Raw genomic sequence first — 18,214 nt, 5'->3', positions numbered from 1 at the left:
ATGGGGGCAATATGACAAACGTTAGACTTCCATGATTTCTTTTTCTTTTTCTTGGACAATTTTATCTACTTGCTGAATATTGCTATCTGTTGACTTTTGGATGTTATCTTGGTATCTTTTCAAATCATCCTCAGAGATACTTCCATCTTTTTGAAATTTCTTGAAAGCATCGTTGGCATCACGACGAACATTACGAATCGCAACCTTTGCTTCCTCGCCTTCTTTTTTCACCAGTTTGACAAGTTCCGCTCTTCTTTCCTCAGTTAATGGAGGAATCATCAAGCGGATCACACTACCATCATTCGTTGGTGTTAAGCCAAGGTCTGACTTCAGGATGGCTTTCTCAATAGGGCCTAATTGAGTTTTATCCCAAGGTTGAATTGTGATCAGACGAGCTTCAGGTACGGATACATTAGCCATCTGGGACACTGGGGTTGGCGTTCCGTAGTAATCAACTTGAACTTTATCTAGCAAAGCTGGAGTAGCTCTTCCTGCACGAAGAGTAGAGAGCTCTTTTTTCAAGGCAGATAGAGCTTTAGACATACGTTCTTCAGCATTTTGAATGACGGTTTGCGGCATGATTCATTACCCCTTTACGATTGTACCAATTTTTTCTCCCATAATTGCTTTCTTAATATTTCCTTCTTCGGTAATTGCGAAGACAACCAGCGGGATATTATTATCCATACAAAGGGATGATGCCGTAGAATCCATAACGCCTAATCCTTGATTCAGCACTTCAAGGAAAGATAGACGATCATACTTTACAGCATCAGGAGTGGTCGATGGGTCAGCATTATAGACACCATCCACTTTATTCTTCGCCATTAGGATAACTTCCGCTTCAATTTCAGCCGCTCGAAGGGCAGCTGTTGTATCAGTGGAGAAGTATGGATTCCCTGTACCTGCGGCAAAAATCACCACACGATTTTTTTCTAGATGTCGAATAGCCCTCCTACGGATATAAGGCTCGGCAACTTGCCTCATTTCAATGGAAGTCTGAACACGGGTAGGCACCCCTGCTTTCTCCAATCCATCTTGAAGAGCTATACTGTTCATAACCGTTGCTAGCATTCCCATGTAATCCGCTGTTGCGCGATCGATTCCTTTGGCGCTACCTGCAATTCCTCGCCAAATATTTCCACCACCAACCACGATGGCTACCTGTACTCCTAATTCAACGATTTCTTTAATTTGCTCAGCTATGGATGTAATGACCTTGGCTTCAATTCCATAACCCATCTCTCCAGCCAAAGCTTCTCCACTTAATTTCAGTACAACCCTCTTATATGCGGGTAGAGGCATGTATGACCCTCCAATCGTTCCATGAAAGATTCATTGCGTTTGTGATGTGGCGTATTCATTATCTTCAAAAATGGGGAACACCTCGTGTCCCCCATATCCAATACTATTGCTTCTTTGTTTGAGCCATAACTTCTTCCGCGAAGTTTTCTTGGCGCTTTTCTAAACCTTCACCAACTTCATAGCGAACAAACGTTACAACAGAAGCACCTTTTTCACTTAGAAGCTTACCGACTTTCTTGTCTGGGTCCTTAACGAATGGTTGGTCATTTACACAGATCTCTTCGAAGTATTTGCTTAAACGTCCCTCTACCATTTTTTCTACAATGTTAGCTGGTTTTCCTTCATTAAGAGCCTGAGCTTTAAGAATTTCTTTTTCTTTTTCCACTTCTTCTTGGGAAACTTGATCACGGGATACGTACTTAGGGTTAGCTGCAGCAATATGCATCGCTACATCTTTAGCAAGGGCTTCATCCGTTGTTCCATCAAGAACAACAAGCACCCCAATCTTTCCACCCATATGTAGATAAGCACCGAATGCACCATTTTCAGCTTTTTCAAGAACGGAGAATCGGCGTAAGGAAATTCTTTCTCCAATTTTTGCGATCTTCTCATTTAAGTATTCGTTTAGGGAAGACACATTACCGAATGGAGCCTCAAGAGCTGCCTCAAGGTTAGCTGGACGTTGTTCAACTAAATGGCTTGCAATTTCCTTTGTAAGGTTTTGGAATTCTTCGTTCTTTGCTACGAAGTCAGTTTCGGAGTTAACCTCAAGCACAACTCCATAATTTCCTTTCACTTCAACGGAAGCTAATCCTTCCGCAGCAATACGATCAGATTTCTTCGCTGCTTTTGCAATTCCCTTTTCACGAAGAATTTCTGCTGCACGCTCCATATCCCCATTGGATTCTTGAAGCGCCTTCTTGCAATCCATCATTCCAGCTCCGGTTTTTTCACGAAGTTCTTTGACCATGCCTGCACTAATAGACATAAAGATCCTCCTTCATCATATGTATTTAAAATAGTTAATAATCCCTAGAAAACTTACGTACCGTTCAGGCTCTAAGTTTTCTGTCATACAGAAAAAGGGCGGTAAGGGTTACTACACCCTTAGGCCACCCTTAAATCTTACGCCTTACGCAGTTGTTTGTTCACCTTGATTACCTTCAATGATCGCGTCAGCAACTTTAGCAGTTAATAACTTAACCGCACGAATTGCATCGTCGTTTCCAGGAATCACATAATCAATTTCATCTGGATCACAGTTAGTATCAACAATCGCAACAATTGGGATACCTAACTTGCGTGCTTCAGCAACAGCGATGCGCTCCTTGCGTGGATCAATGATAAACATTGCATCCGGAAGTTCGCGCATATGACTGATACCACCTAGGAATTTCTCTAAGCGTTCCTTTTCCTTGCGAAGAAGAATAACTTCTTTCTTAGGAAGAACTTCAAAAGTACCGTCAGTTTCCCACTTCTCTAGTTCATGAAGACGATTGATACGCTTCTGAATAGTAGAGAAGTTAGTTAAAGTACCACCCAACCAACGTTGGTTGATATAGTACATACCACTGCGTTCTGCTTCTTCCTTTACAGAATCTTGGGCTTGCTTCTTCGTTCCAACGAAAAGAAGCTTACCTCCATTAGCTGCAACGTCACGGACGAAGTTATAAGCTTCTTCGACCTTCTTTACAGTCTTCTGTAAATCGATAATGTAAATTCCGTTTCTTTCAGTGAAGATGTACTTCGCCATTTTTGGGTTCCAACGACGAGTCTGATGTCCAAAGTGAACACCTGCTTCAAGCAATTGTTTCATAGAAATAACTGCCATCTTCACGCACCTCCTTCAATGGTTTTATTATCCTCCGTTCACCTCATTTTCAATCAAGACTATTATCTAGAATAGCACCCTTAATCGAATTGGCGAACGTGTGTATTTTTACACTGTTGTTAACTATATCATATGTATCGTCTGAAAGCAACAAATCCTGCAACAAAATTAACGCTTTCCCGATAACTGCAGGATGAGCTCCAGCTCTCCTTTGCCATAGCCTAATTTTTTTGAAATTTCCTCTATTGAAAGTCCTTTATAGTATAAATCAAAAACTTCTTTGTAACGATTTCTTAAATGCAGTATATCTCGAACTTGTTGATCTTCTTCCGAACTACTATTTGAAACGTTTTGTTCCTTCCATGCTCTTTCTTCTAACTGTGTGATACGATATTCCAACTGTTGCAGTGTTTTTTGAATCTCTACTATCTTAACCGAAGTTTGTTTATTTATCTCCATCATCGTTTGAGTGATCCGTTGGTTCTCCGCTACTAATTCGTTAGCAAAGGACTGCATCATTTGTAATGTTTGCTGTTCTGCCGGTTCCTTTTTATTTTTCGTAAAAAAAAGGACCAATCCAATGAATATACCAAATAGAAGTACAAGGTATATCCATCCATCCATGGTCATCACCGTCTCTTATTATAATGAAATATCCAAAGTTTTACCTTTATAAGGATGTGCTGGTTGTTGTTCTTCTTCGTTATTCTTCTTCTTTTTGTTTTTCTTAGGAGTCCGTTGATTTAACGCTTCTTGCTTATCCTTGATGCTTGCCTTATCCGTCTTATCGACTTCATTACTACGTTGTGCATTCTCTGATTGCTTCTTTTGTAAAAGAGTGTGCTCGTCTAGTTGGTCATGTTGTGGCTTATGGTATAGCTGATGCTGGATCTTGGCTATATCTGTTGCCTTGGGAATGGCTACCTGCAACTCAACCGATTTTAAACTCATCCACGAACCTCCCCCTCACGAGAAAAGTTTCTTACTTTTTAATTTACCATAATTAATTCTTATTTAGTAGGGCCCGTATCCGCAGAAGGGCCTTGGAATGAATCTGAGAAATACGTGATGGAGAAAGGCTCATAATCTCTGCAATCTCCGTTAATGTTAGATCCTCATAATAAAACAGGGAGACCACAGTACGTTCCTTCTCACTCAACCGATCAATAGCATCCGCCAATATTCGTTTTTGAACTGCTTCATCCAATGATTTTTGCGGGTCCTTCGCTTTTTCATCTACGATGAAGGATTGGCGAAAAGCTTTCTGTTCTTCCTCATCATGAACCGGTTCATCTAGGGAGAGCAGGCTTGCGAACGAGGCATCCGAGAACGCCTGGCCTAAATCTTTTTCTGAAATACCTAAATAATCACTTACCTCTCTATCCGAAACGGAACGTAGATGCTGTTGTTCTAAAATAAGATAAGCTTCCTCAATCCTTTTCGCTTTATCGCGTGCTGAACGAGGGATTAAATCACTCTCTCTTAACCCGTCCATGATGGCTCCTCGAATTCTCCACATCGCGTAAGTTTCAAATTGAAGCCCTCTTTCAAAATCGAATTTTTTCATGGCATCCATTAAACCAAGATGTCCAAAACTCTGCAAATCTCCCTTGTCCACCGTACCCGGCAGTCCAATTGAAAGTCGACCAACCACATAATGAACGAGGGGAAGATAAGTCCTAATCAGCTCTTCCTCTGCTTCAGGGTTATTCCCATCTCTCCAACGTCTCCATAAATCCACGTTTAACGCCTTCTTTTCGCCGGTGCGTGCCACCCTTGCCTTTCCTCCCCCCATGTATTAATGCATTTCTATTGATTGGAAAGGATCCGAACAGCATTAGCGATTTCTTCGGAATCCAATGATGCTGAAGGTTCTTTCTTCTTTATAGTTGGCGGCGCCAAGGGTACAAATTCATTTGATTTTTCTGATGCTTGGCTGTTTACTTGCCTTTCCTCTGAAATCTTTTGAAGTAGATTCTCATCAGGTGTTGCTGCATTTATGCTCTGACCCGCCTTAGCCTCTTTCACCTCGGCTACTTGAGAAGATTTTCTCAAAAAATACCAACTAATAGGAAACATAATGATAAAAAAAAGAACGAATCCAAAGGAAGCCCTAACTAATGAGGTTGAAAAGGTATTGTTGGCTAGTGAGGTTAACAATGTAAATAGAAAAACAGTAGCCGCTACAATGAGATTGATGACATACTTACCCATTCATTAGATCTCCTTCACTCCCTGGTTAACGGTACGAATATGAAGGCTGCCAGTCGCACAGTCCATTTCTATCGTCCGTCCCCAATTTCCTCCCGTATCCTCAGATAAGATTCGAATACCTTCTTTCTTTAGCGCTTCCTTGCATGCATCAACATTACGTGGTCCTATGCGCATAATATCACTTGAAGAAGAAAATGAGAACATTTGTGCGCCACCAGCCAGTTTAGCAACCAACCTTCTTCGATTCGCTCCCCGCTTTTCTAAATCACTAATGAGTTTAGGGATTGCTGTGTCTGCATATTTCGCAATATTTAATTCGCCTTTCCCTAATGTGGAGGTTGGAAGCATCACATGCGCCATACCACCAATTTTTGTTACTTGATCAAATAACGTTACACCCACACAAGAACCTAATCCTGTTGTGCGAATTCGATCAGGATTAGTTGCCACATTAAGATCAGCCATTCCCACTTTCACAATATTCATTCTAGCGGCACTCCTAAAGCTAAGAATATTTTTCCCAAATAGGCTGGATCTGGCAACAAGAAGAAATGTCCTTGAACCTCTTCATTCCCTTCGAAAAAGACCGTATCAATGGCAAGTGCATAATCCCCTGACTGCCCAAGTTCAATTAGACCATAACTTAGTATCGCTCCAGCCATGTCTATGGCTAAAGCAGGAACGGAAGGTTGAAGATTTAGTTGTGTAAAGTCAGCTAAAGAGGAGAGATATGAGCCAATTAATATATTTCCTACCTCACATAATGCTGACTTTTCCAATTCCGTTAACTCTTCTCCTGCAGGTTCCATACCGAGTGTTTCTTTAATTAAGCTATGAGCCGAATTTAAACTCATAAGAAAAAACATGTTCCCCGGGATATCGCCTTCTATTCGTAAAAAGACTGCAACAACTACGTTTTCCGCTCCCCCGACAGAATCCGCAATATCATTAAAGCCAACGATTTGTACCTGCGGTACCTTCATATCAATTTCTTTTGAAATAAGTTTAGATAAAGCTGTAGCCGCATTACCCGCTCCAATATTTCCGATTTCCTTCAATACGTCAAATTGGAATTCCCCAAAGTCTTTAAAACCTTTACTCATCCTACTGTACCTTCGATCCTCTCAAGTTGTTGCATCTCGGAAGCATCTAGGACTTTGTTTAGGTTAAGTAAGATTAATAGTCTTTTCTCTAATTTAGCCACACCCTTTAGGTATACGGCTTCTACACCACCTACGATACAAGGCGGGGGTTCTACGGCATCAATAGCTACATCAATGACGTCAGTTGCAGAATCTACAATTAGCCCTACCTCGAGCCCACCGATTGTGACGATGATAATTCTTGTACTATCGGTATGTTGAGAATCTCCCAATCCAAATCGTTCCCTAAGGTCAATGATGGGTGTTACTACCCCACGTAAGTTAATAACCCCTTTTACGAATGATGGGGTTCTCGGAACACGGGTAATTTTCTCTAGGCGCTCTATCGATTTCACCTGTTCTACTTCTACTCCATATTCCTCGTCCTGTAGGCGAAACACGATGACCTTCATTTCTTCTGCTACTTCTCCAAGACTAGATTGCATGTTTGCGTCCCCCTTTACTTAATTAGTGTGTTGCAATCAATAATGAGAGCCACTTGTCCATCTCCGAGAATCGTTGCCCCAGAAATCGCAAATACATTAACGAGATATTTTCCTAGAGATTTAAGAACGATTTCTTGTTGTCCGATGAAGGAATCTACCACTAGTCCCGCCATCTTATCGCCCTTTCTCACAATGACTACCGATATCTCATCCCTTTTGTTATCCAAACTATCTGGAATATGAAAAATCTTCTTTAGTGAAACCAAAGGTACAACCCTACCTCTAAAATCAATAACATCTTGTTGGTGTGCACGCATTATTTGATCTTTTCTAAAGACGGCCGTTTCAATGATCGAACTTAACGGAACAGCAAATTTCTCCCGTTCTACCTCTACTAACATAGCGGAGATAATAGATAGGGTAAGCGGTAATTGGATAAGGAATGTAGTGCCTTGCCCTGGTACAGAGTCAACACTCACTGCACCCCCTAAAGATTCTATCTTAGTCTTTACAACATCTAGACCGACCCCTCTTCCTGATACGTCCGTAATTTTTTCTGCTGTACTTAGACCTGAAGCGAAAAGAAGTTCGTAAACCTGCTTGTCTGACATACTTGTAGCCTGATGTTCTTGAATAATTCCTTTTTCTTTGGCTTTTTTCAAGATTTTCTGTCTGTCTATCCCTTTCCCATCATCCATCACTTCAATAAATACGTGATTTCCACTGTGGTAAGCTTTAAGGATAACTTTCCCTGTTTCCTCTTTACCCACTTTTAAACGTTCGTCGGGTGATTCCAAACCATGATCAATGGAGTTGCGTAAAAGATGAACTAGAGGGTCACCAATTTCATCAATAACGGTACGATCCAATTCGGTTTCAGCACCCTCAATGTAGAGATTGACTTTTTTATTTAAGTCTTTAGCTAAATCACGTACCATTCTCGGGAAGCGGTTAAACACTTGTTCCACAGGAACCATGCGCATATTCAAAATAATATTTTGTAAATCACCAGAAATTCTGCTCATATGTTCAACCGTTTCAATCAACGCAGGGTTTTTCGAGTCTCTTGATAATTGTTCTAGACGCCCACGATCAATAACGAGTTCACTGAAAAGATTCATCAAAATGTCAAGACGTTCAATATCTACCCGTATCGTTTTCCCGCTAGCTACTTTCTTTTGTACAGTTGCTTTTTCCAATTGTTGTTGTTCCTTAGGCTCAATTACCTGTATTTCATCATCCCCTTCAGCATTTACTGGCTTGGTTTCTTCAAGCAGGGGTTGTTTTATCGATTCGATCGAATGGATCAAAACGGATTCGATCTCTGAAACACTCATGACGATTTTCTCAAGTTCTTCCTTAGGTTTCTTCGTCAGAAGAACGACTTGAAAAGTCTTATCAAATTTTTCCTCTTCCAATTCCTCCACACTAGGAACGGCTTTTATTATTTCTCCACATGATTCTAGCTGATCAAAAACCATGTACGCACGAGCAGCTTTTAGAACACAGTCTTCCCTTACCATGGTTTCAATTTGGTATGCGTTATAGCCAGAATCAAGAGATTGCTTCATTACTGTATATTCATAGTCATCAAACTCAATATTCGTAAGCTCTGGATCAGCCGATTGATCAGGTGTTTTCCCTGGAATCGTGTCTCCAGATAAGATACGACGCAAATCTGCGACAACGGCCGTCACATCATGACGCCCATCTCCCCCTTGGGCAATAGAATACAAAATGGATTCTAAAATATCTACGCATCGAAATAGCGTGTCCATCGTCCCTAGTTGGACTGTCAGCTTTCCATTTCGAACCTGGTCTAATACATTCTCCATTTCATGTGTTAAATTGGCCATATCTTCAAATCCCATAGTGGCAGACATGCCTTTTAAGGTATGAGCCGAGCGAAAGATATCATTCACAATGCTAGTATCCCCTGGCGCATCTTCTAAACGCAATAGATTCTCATTAATGGCTTGCAAATGTTCTTTTGATTCTTCAATGAACATATCCAGATATTGTTCCATATCCATGAATTTAGCCCCCACTTTCGTCCTAAAAATACTAAACTTTATATTAACACTTCAGCCAAGTAAGGCCCTATCTTAGACAAGGGAAGAACGGTATCTACATTTCCCGATGCAATCGCTGACTTTGGCATTCCAAACACCACACATGTACTCTCATCTTCGGCAATGATTTGCTTACATCCAGATACAGACTTTAGTGCTTTCAACCCTCTTGTCCCATCGCTCCCCATTCCTGTCATTACAACAACATATGTACTTGGAAGATCTAGAAGGGCGGCAGACTCAAATAGTGCATCTACAGATGGTCTATGCCCTGCCTTTGGTTCAGTCTGATTTAGCCCAATATAGAATTGGCCTGTGTTTCTTCGCTTAAGCTCCATATGATAATCTCCTGGCGCAATATACACAGAACCTACTTTAAGATCCATACCGTCCTCAGCCTCCGTCACATGAAGGGCACTTAAAGTATCAAGGCGTTGAGATAGAGATTTGGTAAACCCCGGCGGCATATGTTGTACAATAAGCACAGCTGCAGGGATGTGAGCAGGTAAAGATGTAAGAACAATCTGCAGGGCTTTTGGGCCACCCGTTGAAGTCCCTATAAGGATTAAATTGGGTAAGTCTGGATTCGGTGTTACTCTCTTTTTGATAAGTGTCAGATCCGACCTAACTTTCTCATTTCCTTTCTCTCTAGTAGGTGTGAAGGAAGAGATAGGGTGCTTATTTAGCTTGGCTCCAGCTGCCGCTTTTACCTTCGCAATGATTTGATCTTCCACCTTATGGATATCCAATGAAATGGAACCTGAAGGCTTAGGAATAAAGTCAACAGCCCCCAATTCCAAAGCTTTGATCGTCTCCGTCGCACCTTCATGGGTTAAGCTGCTCAGCATAATAACGGGTAGGGGATGATGTTTCATTAAATGCTCTAATGCTTCTAACCCGTTCATTGTCGGCATCTCCACATCCATCGTTACTACATCCGGTGACAGCTTTTTTACTTTTTCTATTCCTTCTAGTCCATTTCTTGCTTTGTCTATAACTTCTATCCAAGGATCCTGCGATAGAATGTCAGATATCACCTTCCGCATAAAGGCTGAATCGTCAACAACCAAAACTCTGATTTTTCTCATTTATACTCACCCCCACTTCATCTCATATGACTAATCATTCTCTTTAAGAAGCCTTTGACCCCCCGTGGAACATAAATAGATTGACTATTACCTTCTAGATAACTATGGACCAAATCTTTTATTCCTAAGGAAGCAATCGCACTCGGGTAGGCGAGAAAAAAGGGTGTTTGCTGTTTGACTGCTCGTGAAACGTGACTATCATCATGCATATAACCTAATGAAGCAATTTCTAGGTTAAGAAATTTTTTTGATACTAATGCCAGTTTATCAAAAGCCATCTTACCTTCTCGAGGACTGCCTACTCGGTTGACCACCATCTTAAAGCGCACATTAGGTTCTGATGCTTGGACTAGCTTAACTACCGCATAAGCATCCGTAATTGACGTAGGTTCCGGTGTAGTTACGAGAATGACATCATCAGCTGCCATAATAAAACTCAGGGATTGTTTGGTTAGACCGGCTCCTGTATCAATAATAACAAAATCAGCATAACCATTAAGGGCAGCCATCTTTTCAAAAAAACGATTTAATTGGACTTCATTCAATTCTAGTAAATGACTAAACCCCGTACCGCCTGATATAAACTCTAATCCATTGGGACCTTTCTCAAGGACGTCCCATACCGTTTTATCTTGTTCTATTAAATCAAGTAAATAATTTTTCGGAGACACACCCATAAGTACTTCAATATTGGCCAAGCCGAGATCCACATCGAGGACAACGACCTTCTTTCCAGCCGCGATTAAGCCAAGAGCAAAGTTGAGTGAGAAGTTAGACTTTCCCACTCCGCCTTTTCCACTAGTTACGGTTATAATCCTTGTTTGTTTTAACGTCTGATCTGTTTGCTTTTTAATTATTTCACGCAAACCTTGTGCTTGATCATACATGACTATCCTTCTCCTAAAATCAAATTGGCCACCTTACTGGGAACAGCTACACGAATATCATCTGGAACATTCTGACCTGTAGTCAGGTAGGATAAAGACAGATGATAGCGCATGACCATGTTCAAGATTGATCCATAAGTTTGGGTTTCATCCGATTTTGTAAAGATAACTTTTTCCACAGGAAGACACTTGAAGTTTTCCAGGATCTCCACCATATCACTGTTTTTAGCCGTTAAGCTTAGTACAATGTAGTTTTCTCCTCCCGACAAGCTAGGAAAGTATTGAGCTAGCTCCATCGCATAATCTGGCTTTCGATAGTTTCTTCCTGCTGTATCGACCAAGATCAGATCACAAGCACTCAAGTTTTCAAGTGCTGTTGACATTTCCCCGGGCTGAAATACAACTTCTAAAGGCACATTAAGAATATTAGAGTAGGTTCTCAGTTGATCAACTGCACCAATACGATACGTGTCCGTCGTTATTAATCCGACCTTTCTCTTGTTTTTCAACACTCCTTCTGCTGCTAGTTTCGCAATGGTTGTTGTTTTTCCTACCCCGGTAGGCCCGAAGAACTTAACAAACCTCGTATCATTGGCTATTAGACTTTGTTTACTTTGTCTCTCTGTAAGCATTTCCTCAATGACTAGTTTTGCATGCTGAATCTGAGATTGGTCATTTTGCAACAACACTCCGCTGTACCTAGCGCTCATTCTTTGGATAACTTCTTCAATCCATTGATCCTCTACATCCTGCAATCTAAGTTTATTTCGTAAAGACGAGAAGTTTGGTTTAGGAAGTGAGTCAACCACTGCAATATTTTCCCTTGTTCTTGCAGGCATTTCCGCCGGTAAACTTGCCCCTCCAGCCTCCACTGTCTGATTTTCTAAAGTAAATATCGGACTCTTTTTCGCTACAATAGATTTAAGATCATACGTAGGGATTTCTTTTTTAACCTCGTCATCCACCTGAAACGATACCTTTTGGGTTAGTTTCGGCCTTTTCTCCTCTATGATATCGGAAGGAGATGAAGACTGGGGTTGGGCCGAGGGTACAGGTCCTTTATTCACATCAACGGCAGCTATGACTTCAATCTGTTTTCTTGTAAAGAAACCGAAGAAGCCACCTGTTTTGATGTTTTTCGTATTTAAGATAATGGCATCTTTACCTAAGTCCGCTTTAATTCTTTGGAGAGCATCCGGCATCGAGTCCACTACATACCTTTTAACACGCATTACAGATTCACCACCCCTAGACTTTGCACTTCTACGTCTGCTTCAATTTCGTTATAGGAGAGAACAGGGAGATCCGGAAACATCCTTTCAATCAATTGTCTGGTGTACATCCGGATAGCCGGTGAGGTCAACAAGATCGGTTGATGTCCCATATTCATAAGGCGCTGAACCTGCTCTGATAAGGTTTGATAGATCCTCTGAGATAGATCAGGGTCCACAGCCAAGTAGCTCCCTTGCTCTGTTTGCTGAACACATTCGGATATGGTTTTTTCTAATCCAGGTCCGGCTGTTATCACACGAAGAGCCTGTCCTGGTTCAGAGTATTGCAAGGTTATTTGCCTCGAGAGGCTTTGTCGCACATACTCTGTTAATAAATCCGGATCCTTCGTATATTGACCATAATCCGCCAAGGCTTCCATAATCACATGAAGATTTCTTATTGAGATTTTTTCTTTTAAGAGTTTTTGAAGTACTTTTTGGATATCTCCTATTGACATGATAGATGGAACGACCTCTTCTACTAGTGCTGGTGCGTTTTCCTTTAGATTGTCTATTAGAGATTTGGTATCTTGTCGGCTTAACAACTCATGTGCGTATTTTTTTATGACCTCAGAAAGATGTGTAGCAACCACGGAGGGAGGGTCCACAACCGTATAACCAGAGAGCTCTGCTCTTTCACGTATCTCTTCAGATATCCATAATGCAGGTAACCCAAAAGAAGGTTCAATTGTATCAATCCCAATTACACTGTCATCTTCAATACCCGGACTCATGGCCAGATAGTGATCTAGGAGTATCTCTCCACCCGCAACCATATTCCCTTTAATTTTTATGACATATTGGTTGGGACGTAACTGAATATTGTCTCGAATTCGAATGACGGGAACGACTAATCCTAACTCTAAAGCGCATTGTCTACGAATCATGATCACTCGATCCAGTAGGTCCCCTCCTTGATTCGTGTCCGCCAAGGGAATAAGACCATATCCAAATTCAAATTCAATGGGATCAACATGGAGGAGCCCTAATACACTCTCAGGGCTCTTCACTTGTTCCACTTCAGGATCCTCAATTGGAGCTTGAGCAGCCAATTCTTCTTGTAATTGAAGATTCTTTTGTAATCTTAATGCTCCAAAGATCAAGAGGCCAGCGACAGGGAGTGTACTAATCGGACCAATCGGGGTGAAGATACCAAGAATGGCAACGGTACCTGCAACCACATAGAGCAACTTAGGGTAAGCCAGTAGTTGCTTACTTAAATCGTCACCTAGGTTTCCATCAGACCCCGCTCTCGTAACCATAATACCTGTAGCTGTTGAGATGACGAGGGCAGGAATCGAGCTTACCAGTCCATCCCCTACAGAGAGTAAAGTAAAGGTACTGGCAGATTCAGCAAACCCCATACCATGTATAGCCATCCCAATGATAAACCCACCGAGAACGTTAATGAGAAGAATAATAATACCTGCGATAGCGTCGCCCTTTACAAATTTACTTGCTCCATCCATGGCCCCGTAGAAATCCGCTTCACGTTCAATTTTCTTTCGCCTGTCTCTTGCTTCGTGCTCCGTAATCATCCCAGCATTCAAATCGGCGTCAATACTCATTTGCTTCCCGGGCATCGCATCTAGTGTGAAGCGTGCAGCTACTTCAGCAACCCTCTCCGAACCTTTTGTAATAACGACAAAGTTAATGATGACTAAGATAATAAAGATGACAAAACCAATGACAGGACTTCCTCCTACCACGAATTCTCCGAAAGCCTGGACAACCCTTCCCCCGTCAGCATCCTGAAGGATCGATCGGGTTGTAGATACGTTAAGAGATAAACGGAACAAAGTTGTCAATAGCAATAGAGTCGGAAAAATGGAGAAGTCCAAGGCTTCCTTTGTATTCATCGCCACCATTAGAATAGTTAACGCAAGTGAAATATTAATAATTAATAGAAAATCAAGAAGGAGTGTTGGGAGTGGGATCACCATCATCATAACAACAAGAATAACCATCACTAATACCGATATATCTTTAATTCTCATGAATGATCCCCTCCCTTCCTACGCTCTTTTTCTTAACTGATATACATAAGCCAATACTTCCGCTACAGCCTTAAATAAGGATTCAGGAACTTCCTGTCCAATCTCTACTTGGGCATGTAAAGCTCGAGCTAATGGTTTGTTTTCCATTGTTATGATGTTTTCTCTTTGCGCGATTTCTTTGATTCTTAGAGCAATAAGATCTTTCCCCTTGGCTATCACTTTTGGCGCTTGCATTTCACTAGGATTATACTGAATAGCAACAGCAAAGTGGGTAGGGTTTGTGATTACCACATCCGCCTTCGGAATTTCCTGCATCATTCGGCTCATTGCCATCTCTCTTTGACGCTGCTTAATTTTTCCTTTAATCAATGGATCCCCTTCCGTTTTCTTGTATTCGTCTTTTACATCTTGCTTCGACATGCGTAGACCTTTTTCATGTTCGTATTTTTGATAGATATAATCCAGAACAGACAACACAAGAAGCAGCAAGGCAATAAATGTTCCAATTTGAACCGTTAAGGAGGAAACTAAAGTTAGGACATGTCCGACAGATGTTTGGGATAAAACCATAATTTCATCTACTGCTTTACTTAAAACTAGAATCGCAATAGTGGATGTAAGGATAATCTTTAAAATGGATTTTAGAAGCTCTACGATGGAGCGCATAGAAAAAATTTTTTTGGCTCCCTGAATCGGATCTAACTTTTCTAGCTTCATCTTTAAAGGTTCTGTTGTGAACAAAAACCCAATTTGTATATAATTTGAAAACACACCCATGACTAAGGCTATAAGCAAAAAAGGTACAACGATCAGTGCACTTTCTAGCAACAACTGATTAAAGACAACTTGAACGTTATGTACCGTTACATCCCAGTGGAGATACTCCGTAAACGTTCCTCTCATCATTTTAGTCAGGTTCGCTCCCATAGATTGACCCATAAATAACAGAAACAAGAAACACGCTAGCATGATAAGTGCGGATGCAACCTCTTGACTCTTTGCAACCTGTCCTTTTTCACGAGCATCTTGCTTCTTTTTTGGGGTGGCCTCTTCGGTCTTTTCTCCTGCAAAAAACTGCAGATTAATGGTTAAGATCAGTTTGGTTTGCTCCATTTAACTCCACCCCATGGCTTTCAATAAAGCCTCCATCGACTGAACTAATGATTTAAACAAATTTTTCAGTGTAAAAAAATAACCCGGCAAAACAACAATAAGTATTAAAAACCCTGTCAGGAGCTTAATCGGTATCCCGATAACAAAAATATTGAGTTGCGGCACGGTTCTAGCCACGATTCCGAGAGCTACATCCACTAGAAACAGAGATACAACAATCGGTGCTGCTATCATAAAAGCAGAAAGGAACATATGATAGAAAGCCTGAGATATAACCGACGTTATATTACCGCCCGAAATATTTAATCCTAATTGATCTAAGGGGACAATCTTATAACTTTCTATTATCCCTTGAATCAAGAGATGATGAGCATTAGTTGATAGCAAAAATAATAAGGCTAAAATATACTTGAACTGACCCATTAAAGGGGTGTGAATTCCCGTCTGTGGATCAATTACACTTGCCATGGCTAGTCCCATCTGCATATCAATGAACCCGCCAGCTGTCTGGATAGCGTAAAGAATCAAAGTCCCAATAAACCCCAACGTAAGTCCAATGAATACCTCTTTTAGAATAAGCAGAAAATAGGTTTCATCAAATCTAACAGGTTCTATTCCAAGACTGGTAAACGTTATTAAAGAAAGAAAAAAAGCTAATCCAATTTTTGCAGTTTGAGGCACATTTTTAGACGAAAAAATTGGGACTGTTACGAAGTATGAAGTAAGCCTAACAAATATCAACAAGAAACTTGGAAACAAATCCCACGCGAAAAAAAGATTCATTTTTTCAACCTATATACCGATATAAATTATTGAAAATATGATAAGTGTAATCTATTAATTGAGTTAACATCCATGGACCAAAGATAATAAGTGCAACTAATATAGCAACAATTTTAGGAACAAAGGCCAAGGTTTGTTCCTGTATCTGCGTAGTAGCTTGGAAAACAGCAACCAATAAACCTACTAACAGACCAATTCCAACGACTGGAGCAGTTACAAGCAAGATCAAATAAACCGAATTCTTCGCCAGGTTAATTACACCTTCCGGTGACATTACAATTCACCCCATTTTCAGGTATCTAAAAACTGGCCAATAATGATTTTACAATTAGATGCCAGCCATCCACTAATATAAACAATAATATCTTGAAGGGTAAAGAAATCATGACGGGGGGAAGCATCATCATCCCCATGGCCATTAAGATACTTGCCACAATCATATCGATGACGAGAAAAGGAATAAATATCATAAATCCCATTTGGAATGCTGTCTTCAGTTCACTAATTACAAAGGCTGGAACTAAAGCTGTAAAAGGGATATCCTGAATTGTACTAGGCTTTTCTAGTTGCAAGTACTCTAAGAAAAGCATTAAATCTTTTTCTCTCGTATATTTCCCCATGAATTCTTTCATAGGTACAGCTGCTTGGTCAAAAGCTTGCTGTTGATTGATTTCTCCAGCTAGGTAAGGCTGCAAGGCAGCTTCATTCACAGCTGAAAAGGTTGGCGCCATGACGAAAAAGGTTAGAAATAAAGCCAGTCCAATTAAGACTTGATTTGGTGGCATCTGTTGGGTAGCCAATGACGTCCTTACGAAGGAAAGGACAATTACAATTCTCGTAAATGAGGTCATTAGAACAAGTAAGGCTGGTGCAATCGATAGTAAAGTAACCAATAGTATGATCTGTAATGTTGTCGATACTTCTGCTGGGTTATCGCTTGTTCCAATATTCAAATCAAATCCAGGAATGACTGAACCTTCTGCTGATACCGTAACCGTGGTACCAAAGAATAATAACAACAAGAAAAGCAGAACCGATAGAGAATTAGCTTTCATGGTTTTTACCTTCTTTGCCATCGGTTGAGTAATAGAGTGTACGTTCTGCAACTGATCGGTTCTCTTTCAACTGATTTAATTGTTGTTCAAATACTTGTTCGAATGAAGCATCTTGTGTGTGTGTGTTCTTCTTTTTCCATTTATTCATGAAGTCCATCAAACTCGGTGCATCTGCTTCTTTCGTCAGCCACTCAGCTACTTCTTCTTCATTCTCAATTTCCATTAATAAACGAACATCCTGACCTACTCCCAGAACGTATACCTTCCCTCCAAGTTGAACTACTTGTAGAGAACGGTTTTGTCCTAAAGCTATCCCTCCAAGTAAGCGCAAAGGCAGCCCACCAATAGACTGCCTTGACTGGTTGGAGAGGAAGCGAATCAGAAAGTAGATCATTAAACCAATGACAATAAGGAAAAAAACTACTTTAAGGAGATAGGGAAGAACCTCAAAATCCGCCCCAACATTCCCTATTTGTTCTTGGTTTACTTCTTCTCCTAGCTTGGAATGAACAGTTGGCTCCTTGTTTTCAGCCATTGCCACGTCTGGTATATACGATCCAGAGAAAAGAACCAGGCTAGTCACAAACAATATAATTAAATAGAGCCTTGTAAATGAAACCATCTCTTCCCTCTAGCCTAAAGTTTTTTTGATGGCCTCTATTACACGATCAGCTTGAAAAGGCTTTACAACAAAATCCTTAGCCCCTGCCTGAATCGCGTCAATAACCATCGCTTGCTGTCCCATTGCTGAGCACATGATAACCTTAGCACTTGAATCTACTTTTTTAATTTCTTTAAGAGCAGTGATTCCATCCATCTCTGGCATCGTAATGTCCATTGTGACCAGATCAGGCTTCAGCTCCTTGTATTTCTCCACAGCCTGTGCTCCATCACTTGCTTCACCCACTACGGTATATCCATTTTTAGTTAAGATTTCCTTAATCATCATTCTCATAAAAGCAGCATCATCTACGATTAATACACTATTAGCCATAACTCTTTGACCCCCA

22 protein-coding genes are annotated in these 18,214 nt (G+C 40.8%); all 22 read right to left on the bottom strand.

Annotation, left to right across the window (positions count from 1 at the left end; all coding sequences use genetic code 11):
• Window positions 1-21: 21 nt before the first annotated feature.
• On the bottom strand, window positions 22-579 hold the full coding sequence (frr, locus tag EIZ39_RS02745) for a ribosome recycling factor (protein WP_129197178.1): 558 nt from the start codon (window positions 577-579) through the stop codon (window positions 22-24).
• A gap of 6 nt (window positions 580-585) precedes the next feature.
• The gene (gene pyrH / locus EIZ39_RS02740; RefSeq protein ID WP_129197176.1) at window positions 586-1,305 is read right to left on the bottom strand and encodes a UMP kinase; all 720 of its coding nucleotides are present in this window, start codon (window positions 1,303-1,305) and stop codon (window positions 586-588) included.
• Window positions 1,306-1,408: 103 nt separating this feature from the next.
• On the bottom strand, window positions 1,409-2,293 hold the full coding sequence (gene tsf, locus EIZ39_RS02735) for a translation elongation factor Ts (RefSeq protein ID WP_129197174.1): 885 nt from the start codon (window positions 2,291-2,293) through the stop codon (window positions 1,409-1,411).
• A gap of 144 nt (window positions 2,294-2,437) precedes the next feature.
• Window positions 2,438-3,136 (bottom strand): 30S ribosomal protein S2, encoded by a 699-nt coding sequence (gene rpsB / locus EIZ39_RS02730; RefSeq protein WP_129197172.1) that lies wholly within the window; start codon window positions 3,134-3,136, stop codon window positions 2,438-2,440.
• Window positions 3,137-3,304: 168 nt separating this feature from the next.
• The gene (locus tag EIZ39_RS02725) at window positions 3,305-3,760 is read right to left on the bottom strand and encodes a DUF6115 domain-containing protein (protein WP_129197170.1); all 456 of its coding nucleotides are present in this window, start codon (window positions 3,758-3,760) and stop codon (window positions 3,305-3,307) included.
• 18 nt (window positions 3,761-3,778) lie between these two features.
• Window positions 3,779-4,087, bottom strand: coding sequence for a hypothetical protein (locus EIZ39_RS02720; RefSeq protein WP_129197168.1), 309 nt, complete (start codon window positions 4,085-4,087; stop codon window positions 3,779-3,781).
• A gap of 52 nt (window positions 4,088-4,139) precedes the next feature.
• A complete protein-coding gene (locus tag EIZ39_RS02715) occupies window positions 4,140-4,910 on the bottom strand; it encodes a FliA/WhiG family RNA polymerase sigma factor (RefSeq protein WP_240675674.1) in 771 nt (256 codons plus the stop codon).
• Window positions 4,911-4,945: 35 nt separating this feature from the next.
• Entirely contained in the window at window positions 4,946-5,350 is a 405-nt protein-coding gene (locus EIZ39_RS02710; RefSeq protein ID WP_129197164.1) for a hypothetical protein, read from the bottom strand.
• Window positions 5,351-5,353: 3 nt separating this feature from the next.
• Complete coding sequence (locus tag EIZ39_RS02705) at window positions 5,354-5,836, bottom strand: chemotaxis protein CheD (RefSeq protein WP_129197162.1); 483 nt, start codon at window positions 5,834-5,836, stop codon at window positions 5,354-5,356.
• Window positions 5,833-6,453 carry a chemotaxis protein CheC gene (locus tag EIZ39_RS02700; protein WP_129197160.1) on the bottom strand — a complete coding sequence of 207 codons (621 nt, stop codon included), beginning with the start codon at window positions 6,451-6,453 and terminating at the stop codon, window positions 5,833-5,835. The genes EIZ39_RS02705 and EIZ39_RS02700 overlap by 4 nt, the downstream gene beginning before the upstream one ends.
• Complete coding sequence (locus EIZ39_RS02695; protein WP_129197158.1) at window positions 6,450-6,938, bottom strand: chemotaxis protein CheW; 489 nt, start codon at window positions 6,936-6,938, stop codon at window positions 6,450-6,452. The genes EIZ39_RS02700 and EIZ39_RS02695 overlap by 4 nt, the downstream gene beginning before the upstream one ends.
• Window positions 6,939-6,952: 14 nt before the next feature.
• Window positions 6,953-8,971 (bottom strand): chemotaxis protein CheA, encoded by a 2,019-nt coding sequence (locus EIZ39_RS02690; RefSeq protein ID WP_129197156.1) that lies wholly within the window; start codon window positions 8,969-8,971, stop codon window positions 6,953-6,955.
• A 38-nt stretch (window positions 8,972-9,009) separates the two neighbouring features.
• A complete protein-coding gene (locus EIZ39_RS02685; protein WP_129197153.1) occupies window positions 9,010-10,098 on the bottom strand; it encodes a protein-glutamate methylesterase/protein-glutamine glutaminase in 1,089 nt (362 codons plus the stop codon).
• Between the two features lie 17 nt (window positions 10,099-10,115).
• Entirely contained in the window at window positions 10,116-10,985 is an 870-nt protein-coding gene (locus EIZ39_RS02680; RefSeq protein WP_129197151.1) for a MinD/ParA family protein, read from the bottom strand.
• Window positions 10,986-10,987: 2 nt separating this feature from the next.
• Window positions 10,988-12,217 (bottom strand): flagellar biosynthesis GTPase FlhF, encoded by a 1,230-nt coding sequence (gene flhF, locus EIZ39_RS02675; protein WP_129197149.1) that lies wholly within the window; start codon window positions 12,215-12,217, stop codon window positions 10,988-10,990.
• The gene (gene flhA, locus EIZ39_RS02670; protein WP_129197147.1) at window positions 12,217-14,253 is read right to left on the bottom strand and encodes a flagellar biosynthesis protein FlhA; all 2,037 of its coding nucleotides are present in this window, start codon (window positions 14,251-14,253) and stop codon (window positions 12,217-12,219) included. The genes flhF and flhA overlap by 1 nt, the downstream gene beginning before the upstream one ends.
• 18 nt (window positions 14,254-14,271) lie before the next feature.
• Window positions 14,272-15,366, bottom strand: coding sequence for a flagellar biosynthesis protein FlhB (gene flhB / locus EIZ39_RS02665; RefSeq protein ID WP_129197145.1), 1,095 nt, complete (start codon window positions 15,364-15,366; stop codon window positions 14,272-14,274).
• Window positions 15,367-16,149, bottom strand: coding sequence for a flagellar biosynthetic protein FliR (gene fliR / locus EIZ39_RS02660; protein WP_129197144.1), 783 nt, complete (start codon window positions 16,147-16,149; stop codon window positions 15,367-15,369).
• Window positions 16,150-16,153: 4 nt separating this feature from the next.
• Window positions 16,154-16,423, bottom strand: a complete 270-nt coding sequence (gene fliQ / locus EIZ39_RS02655) for a flagellar biosynthesis protein FliQ (protein WP_129197142.1) — start codon at window positions 16,421-16,423, stop codon at window positions 16,154-16,156.
• Window positions 16,424-16,448: 25 nt separating this feature from the next.
• Window positions 16,449-17,204: a flagellar type III secretion system pore protein FliP gene (fliP, locus tag EIZ39_RS02650; RefSeq protein WP_129197140.1), complete on the bottom strand. Its 756-nt coding sequence runs from the start codon at window positions 17,202-17,204 to the stop codon at window positions 16,449-16,451.
• Window positions 17,194-17,826: a flagellar biosynthetic protein FliO gene (locus tag EIZ39_RS02645; protein WP_129197138.1), complete on the bottom strand. Its 633-nt coding sequence runs from the start codon at window positions 17,824-17,826 to the stop codon at window positions 17,194-17,196. The genes fliP and EIZ39_RS02645 overlap by 11 nt, the downstream gene beginning before the upstream one ends.
• Before the next feature lie 9 nt (window positions 17,827-17,835).
• Complete coding sequence (locus EIZ39_RS02640) at window positions 17,836-18,198, bottom strand: response regulator (RefSeq protein ID WP_129197136.1); 363 nt, start codon at window positions 18,196-18,198, stop codon at window positions 17,836-17,838.
• Window positions 18,199-18,214 lie beyond the last annotated feature (16 nt).

Origin of the sequence: Ammoniphilus sp. CFH 90114 (assembly GCF_004123195.1) — a bacterium.
In the GTDB taxonomy this organism is placed as follows: domain Bacteria; phylum Bacillota; class Bacilli; order Aneurinibacillales; family RAOX-1; genus YIM-78166.
This window is presented reverse-complemented; position numbering and strand designations above follow the sequence as displayed.

Bases quoted from the DNA above. Each gene is read 5' to 3' on its own strand.
- frr (WP_129197178.1), bottom strand. From the start codon at position 579: ATGCCGCAAACCGTCATTCAAAATGCTGAAGAACGTATGTCTAAAGCT.
- pyrH (WP_129197176.1), bottom strand. From the start codon at position 1,305: ATGCCTCTACCCGCATATAAGAGGGTTGTACTGAAATTAAGTGGAGAA.
- tsf (WP_129197174.1), bottom strand. From the start codon at position 2,293: ATGTCTATTAGTGCAGGCATGGTCAAAGAACTTCGTGAAAAAACCGGA.
- rpsB (WP_129197172.1), bottom strand. From the start codon at position 3,136: ATGGCAGTTATTTCTATGAAACAATTGCTTGAAGCAGGTGTTCACTTT.
- EIZ39_RS02725 (WP_129197170.1), bottom strand. From the start codon at position 3,760: ATGGATGGATGGATATACCTTGTACTTCTATTTGGTATATTCATTGGA.
- EIZ39_RS02720 (WP_129197168.1), bottom strand. From the start codon at position 4,087: ATGAGTTTAAAATCGGTTGAGTTGCAGGTAGCCATTCCCAAGGCAACA.
- EIZ39_RS02710 (WP_129197164.1), bottom strand. From the start codon at position 5,350: ATGGGTAAGTATGTCATCAATCTCATTGTAGCGGCTACTGTTTTTCTA.
- EIZ39_RS02705 (WP_129197162.1), bottom strand. From the start codon at position 5,836: ATGAATATTGTGAAAGTGGGAATGGCTGATCTTAATGTGGCAACTAAT.
- EIZ39_RS02700 (WP_129197160.1), bottom strand. From the start codon at position 6,453: ATGAGTAAAGGTTTTAAAGACTTTGGGGAATTCCAATTTGACGTATTG.
- EIZ39_RS02695 (WP_129197158.1), bottom strand. From the start codon at position 6,938: ATGCAATCTAGTCTTGGAGAAGTAGCAGAAGAAATGAAGGTCATCGTG.
- EIZ39_RS02690 (WP_129197156.1), bottom strand. From the start codon at position 8,971: ATGGATATGGAACAATATCTGGATATGTTCATTGAAGAATCAAAAGAA.
- EIZ39_RS02685 (WP_129197153.1), bottom strand. From the start codon at position 10,098: ATGAGAAAAATCAGAGTTTTGGTTGTTGACGATTCAGCCTTTATGCGG.
- EIZ39_RS02680 (WP_129197151.1), bottom strand. From the start codon at position 10,985: ATGTATGATCAAGCACAAGGTTTGCGTGAAATAATTAAAAAGCAAACA.
- flhF (WP_129197149.1), bottom strand. From the start codon at position 12,217: ATGCGTGTTAAAAGGTATGTAGTGGACTCGATGCCGGATGCTCTCCAA.
- flhA (WP_129197147.1), bottom strand. From the start codon at position 14,253: ATGAGAATTAAAGATATATCGGTATTAGTGATGGTTATTCTTGTTGTT.
- flhB (WP_129197145.1), bottom strand. From the start codon at position 15,366: ATGGAGCAAACCAAACTGATCTTAACCATTAATCTGCAGTTTTTTGCA.
- fliR (WP_129197144.1), bottom strand. From the start codon at position 16,149: ATGAATCTTTTTTTCGCGTGGGATTTGTTTCCAAGTTTCTTGTTGATA.
- fliQ (WP_129197142.1), bottom strand. From the start codon at position 16,423: ATGTCACCGGAAGGTGTAATTAACCTGGCGAAGAATTCGGTTTATTTG.
- fliP (WP_129197140.1), bottom strand. From the start codon at position 17,204: ATGAAAGCTAATTCTCTATCGGTTCTGCTTTTCTTGTTGTTATTATTC.
- EIZ39_RS02645 (WP_129197138.1), bottom strand. From the start codon at position 17,826: ATGGTTTCATTTACAAGGCTCTATTTAATTATATTGTTTGTGACTAGC.
- EIZ39_RS02640 (WP_129197136.1), bottom strand. From the start codon at position 18,198: ATGGCTAATAGTGTATTAATCGTAGATGATGCTGCTTTTATGAGAATG.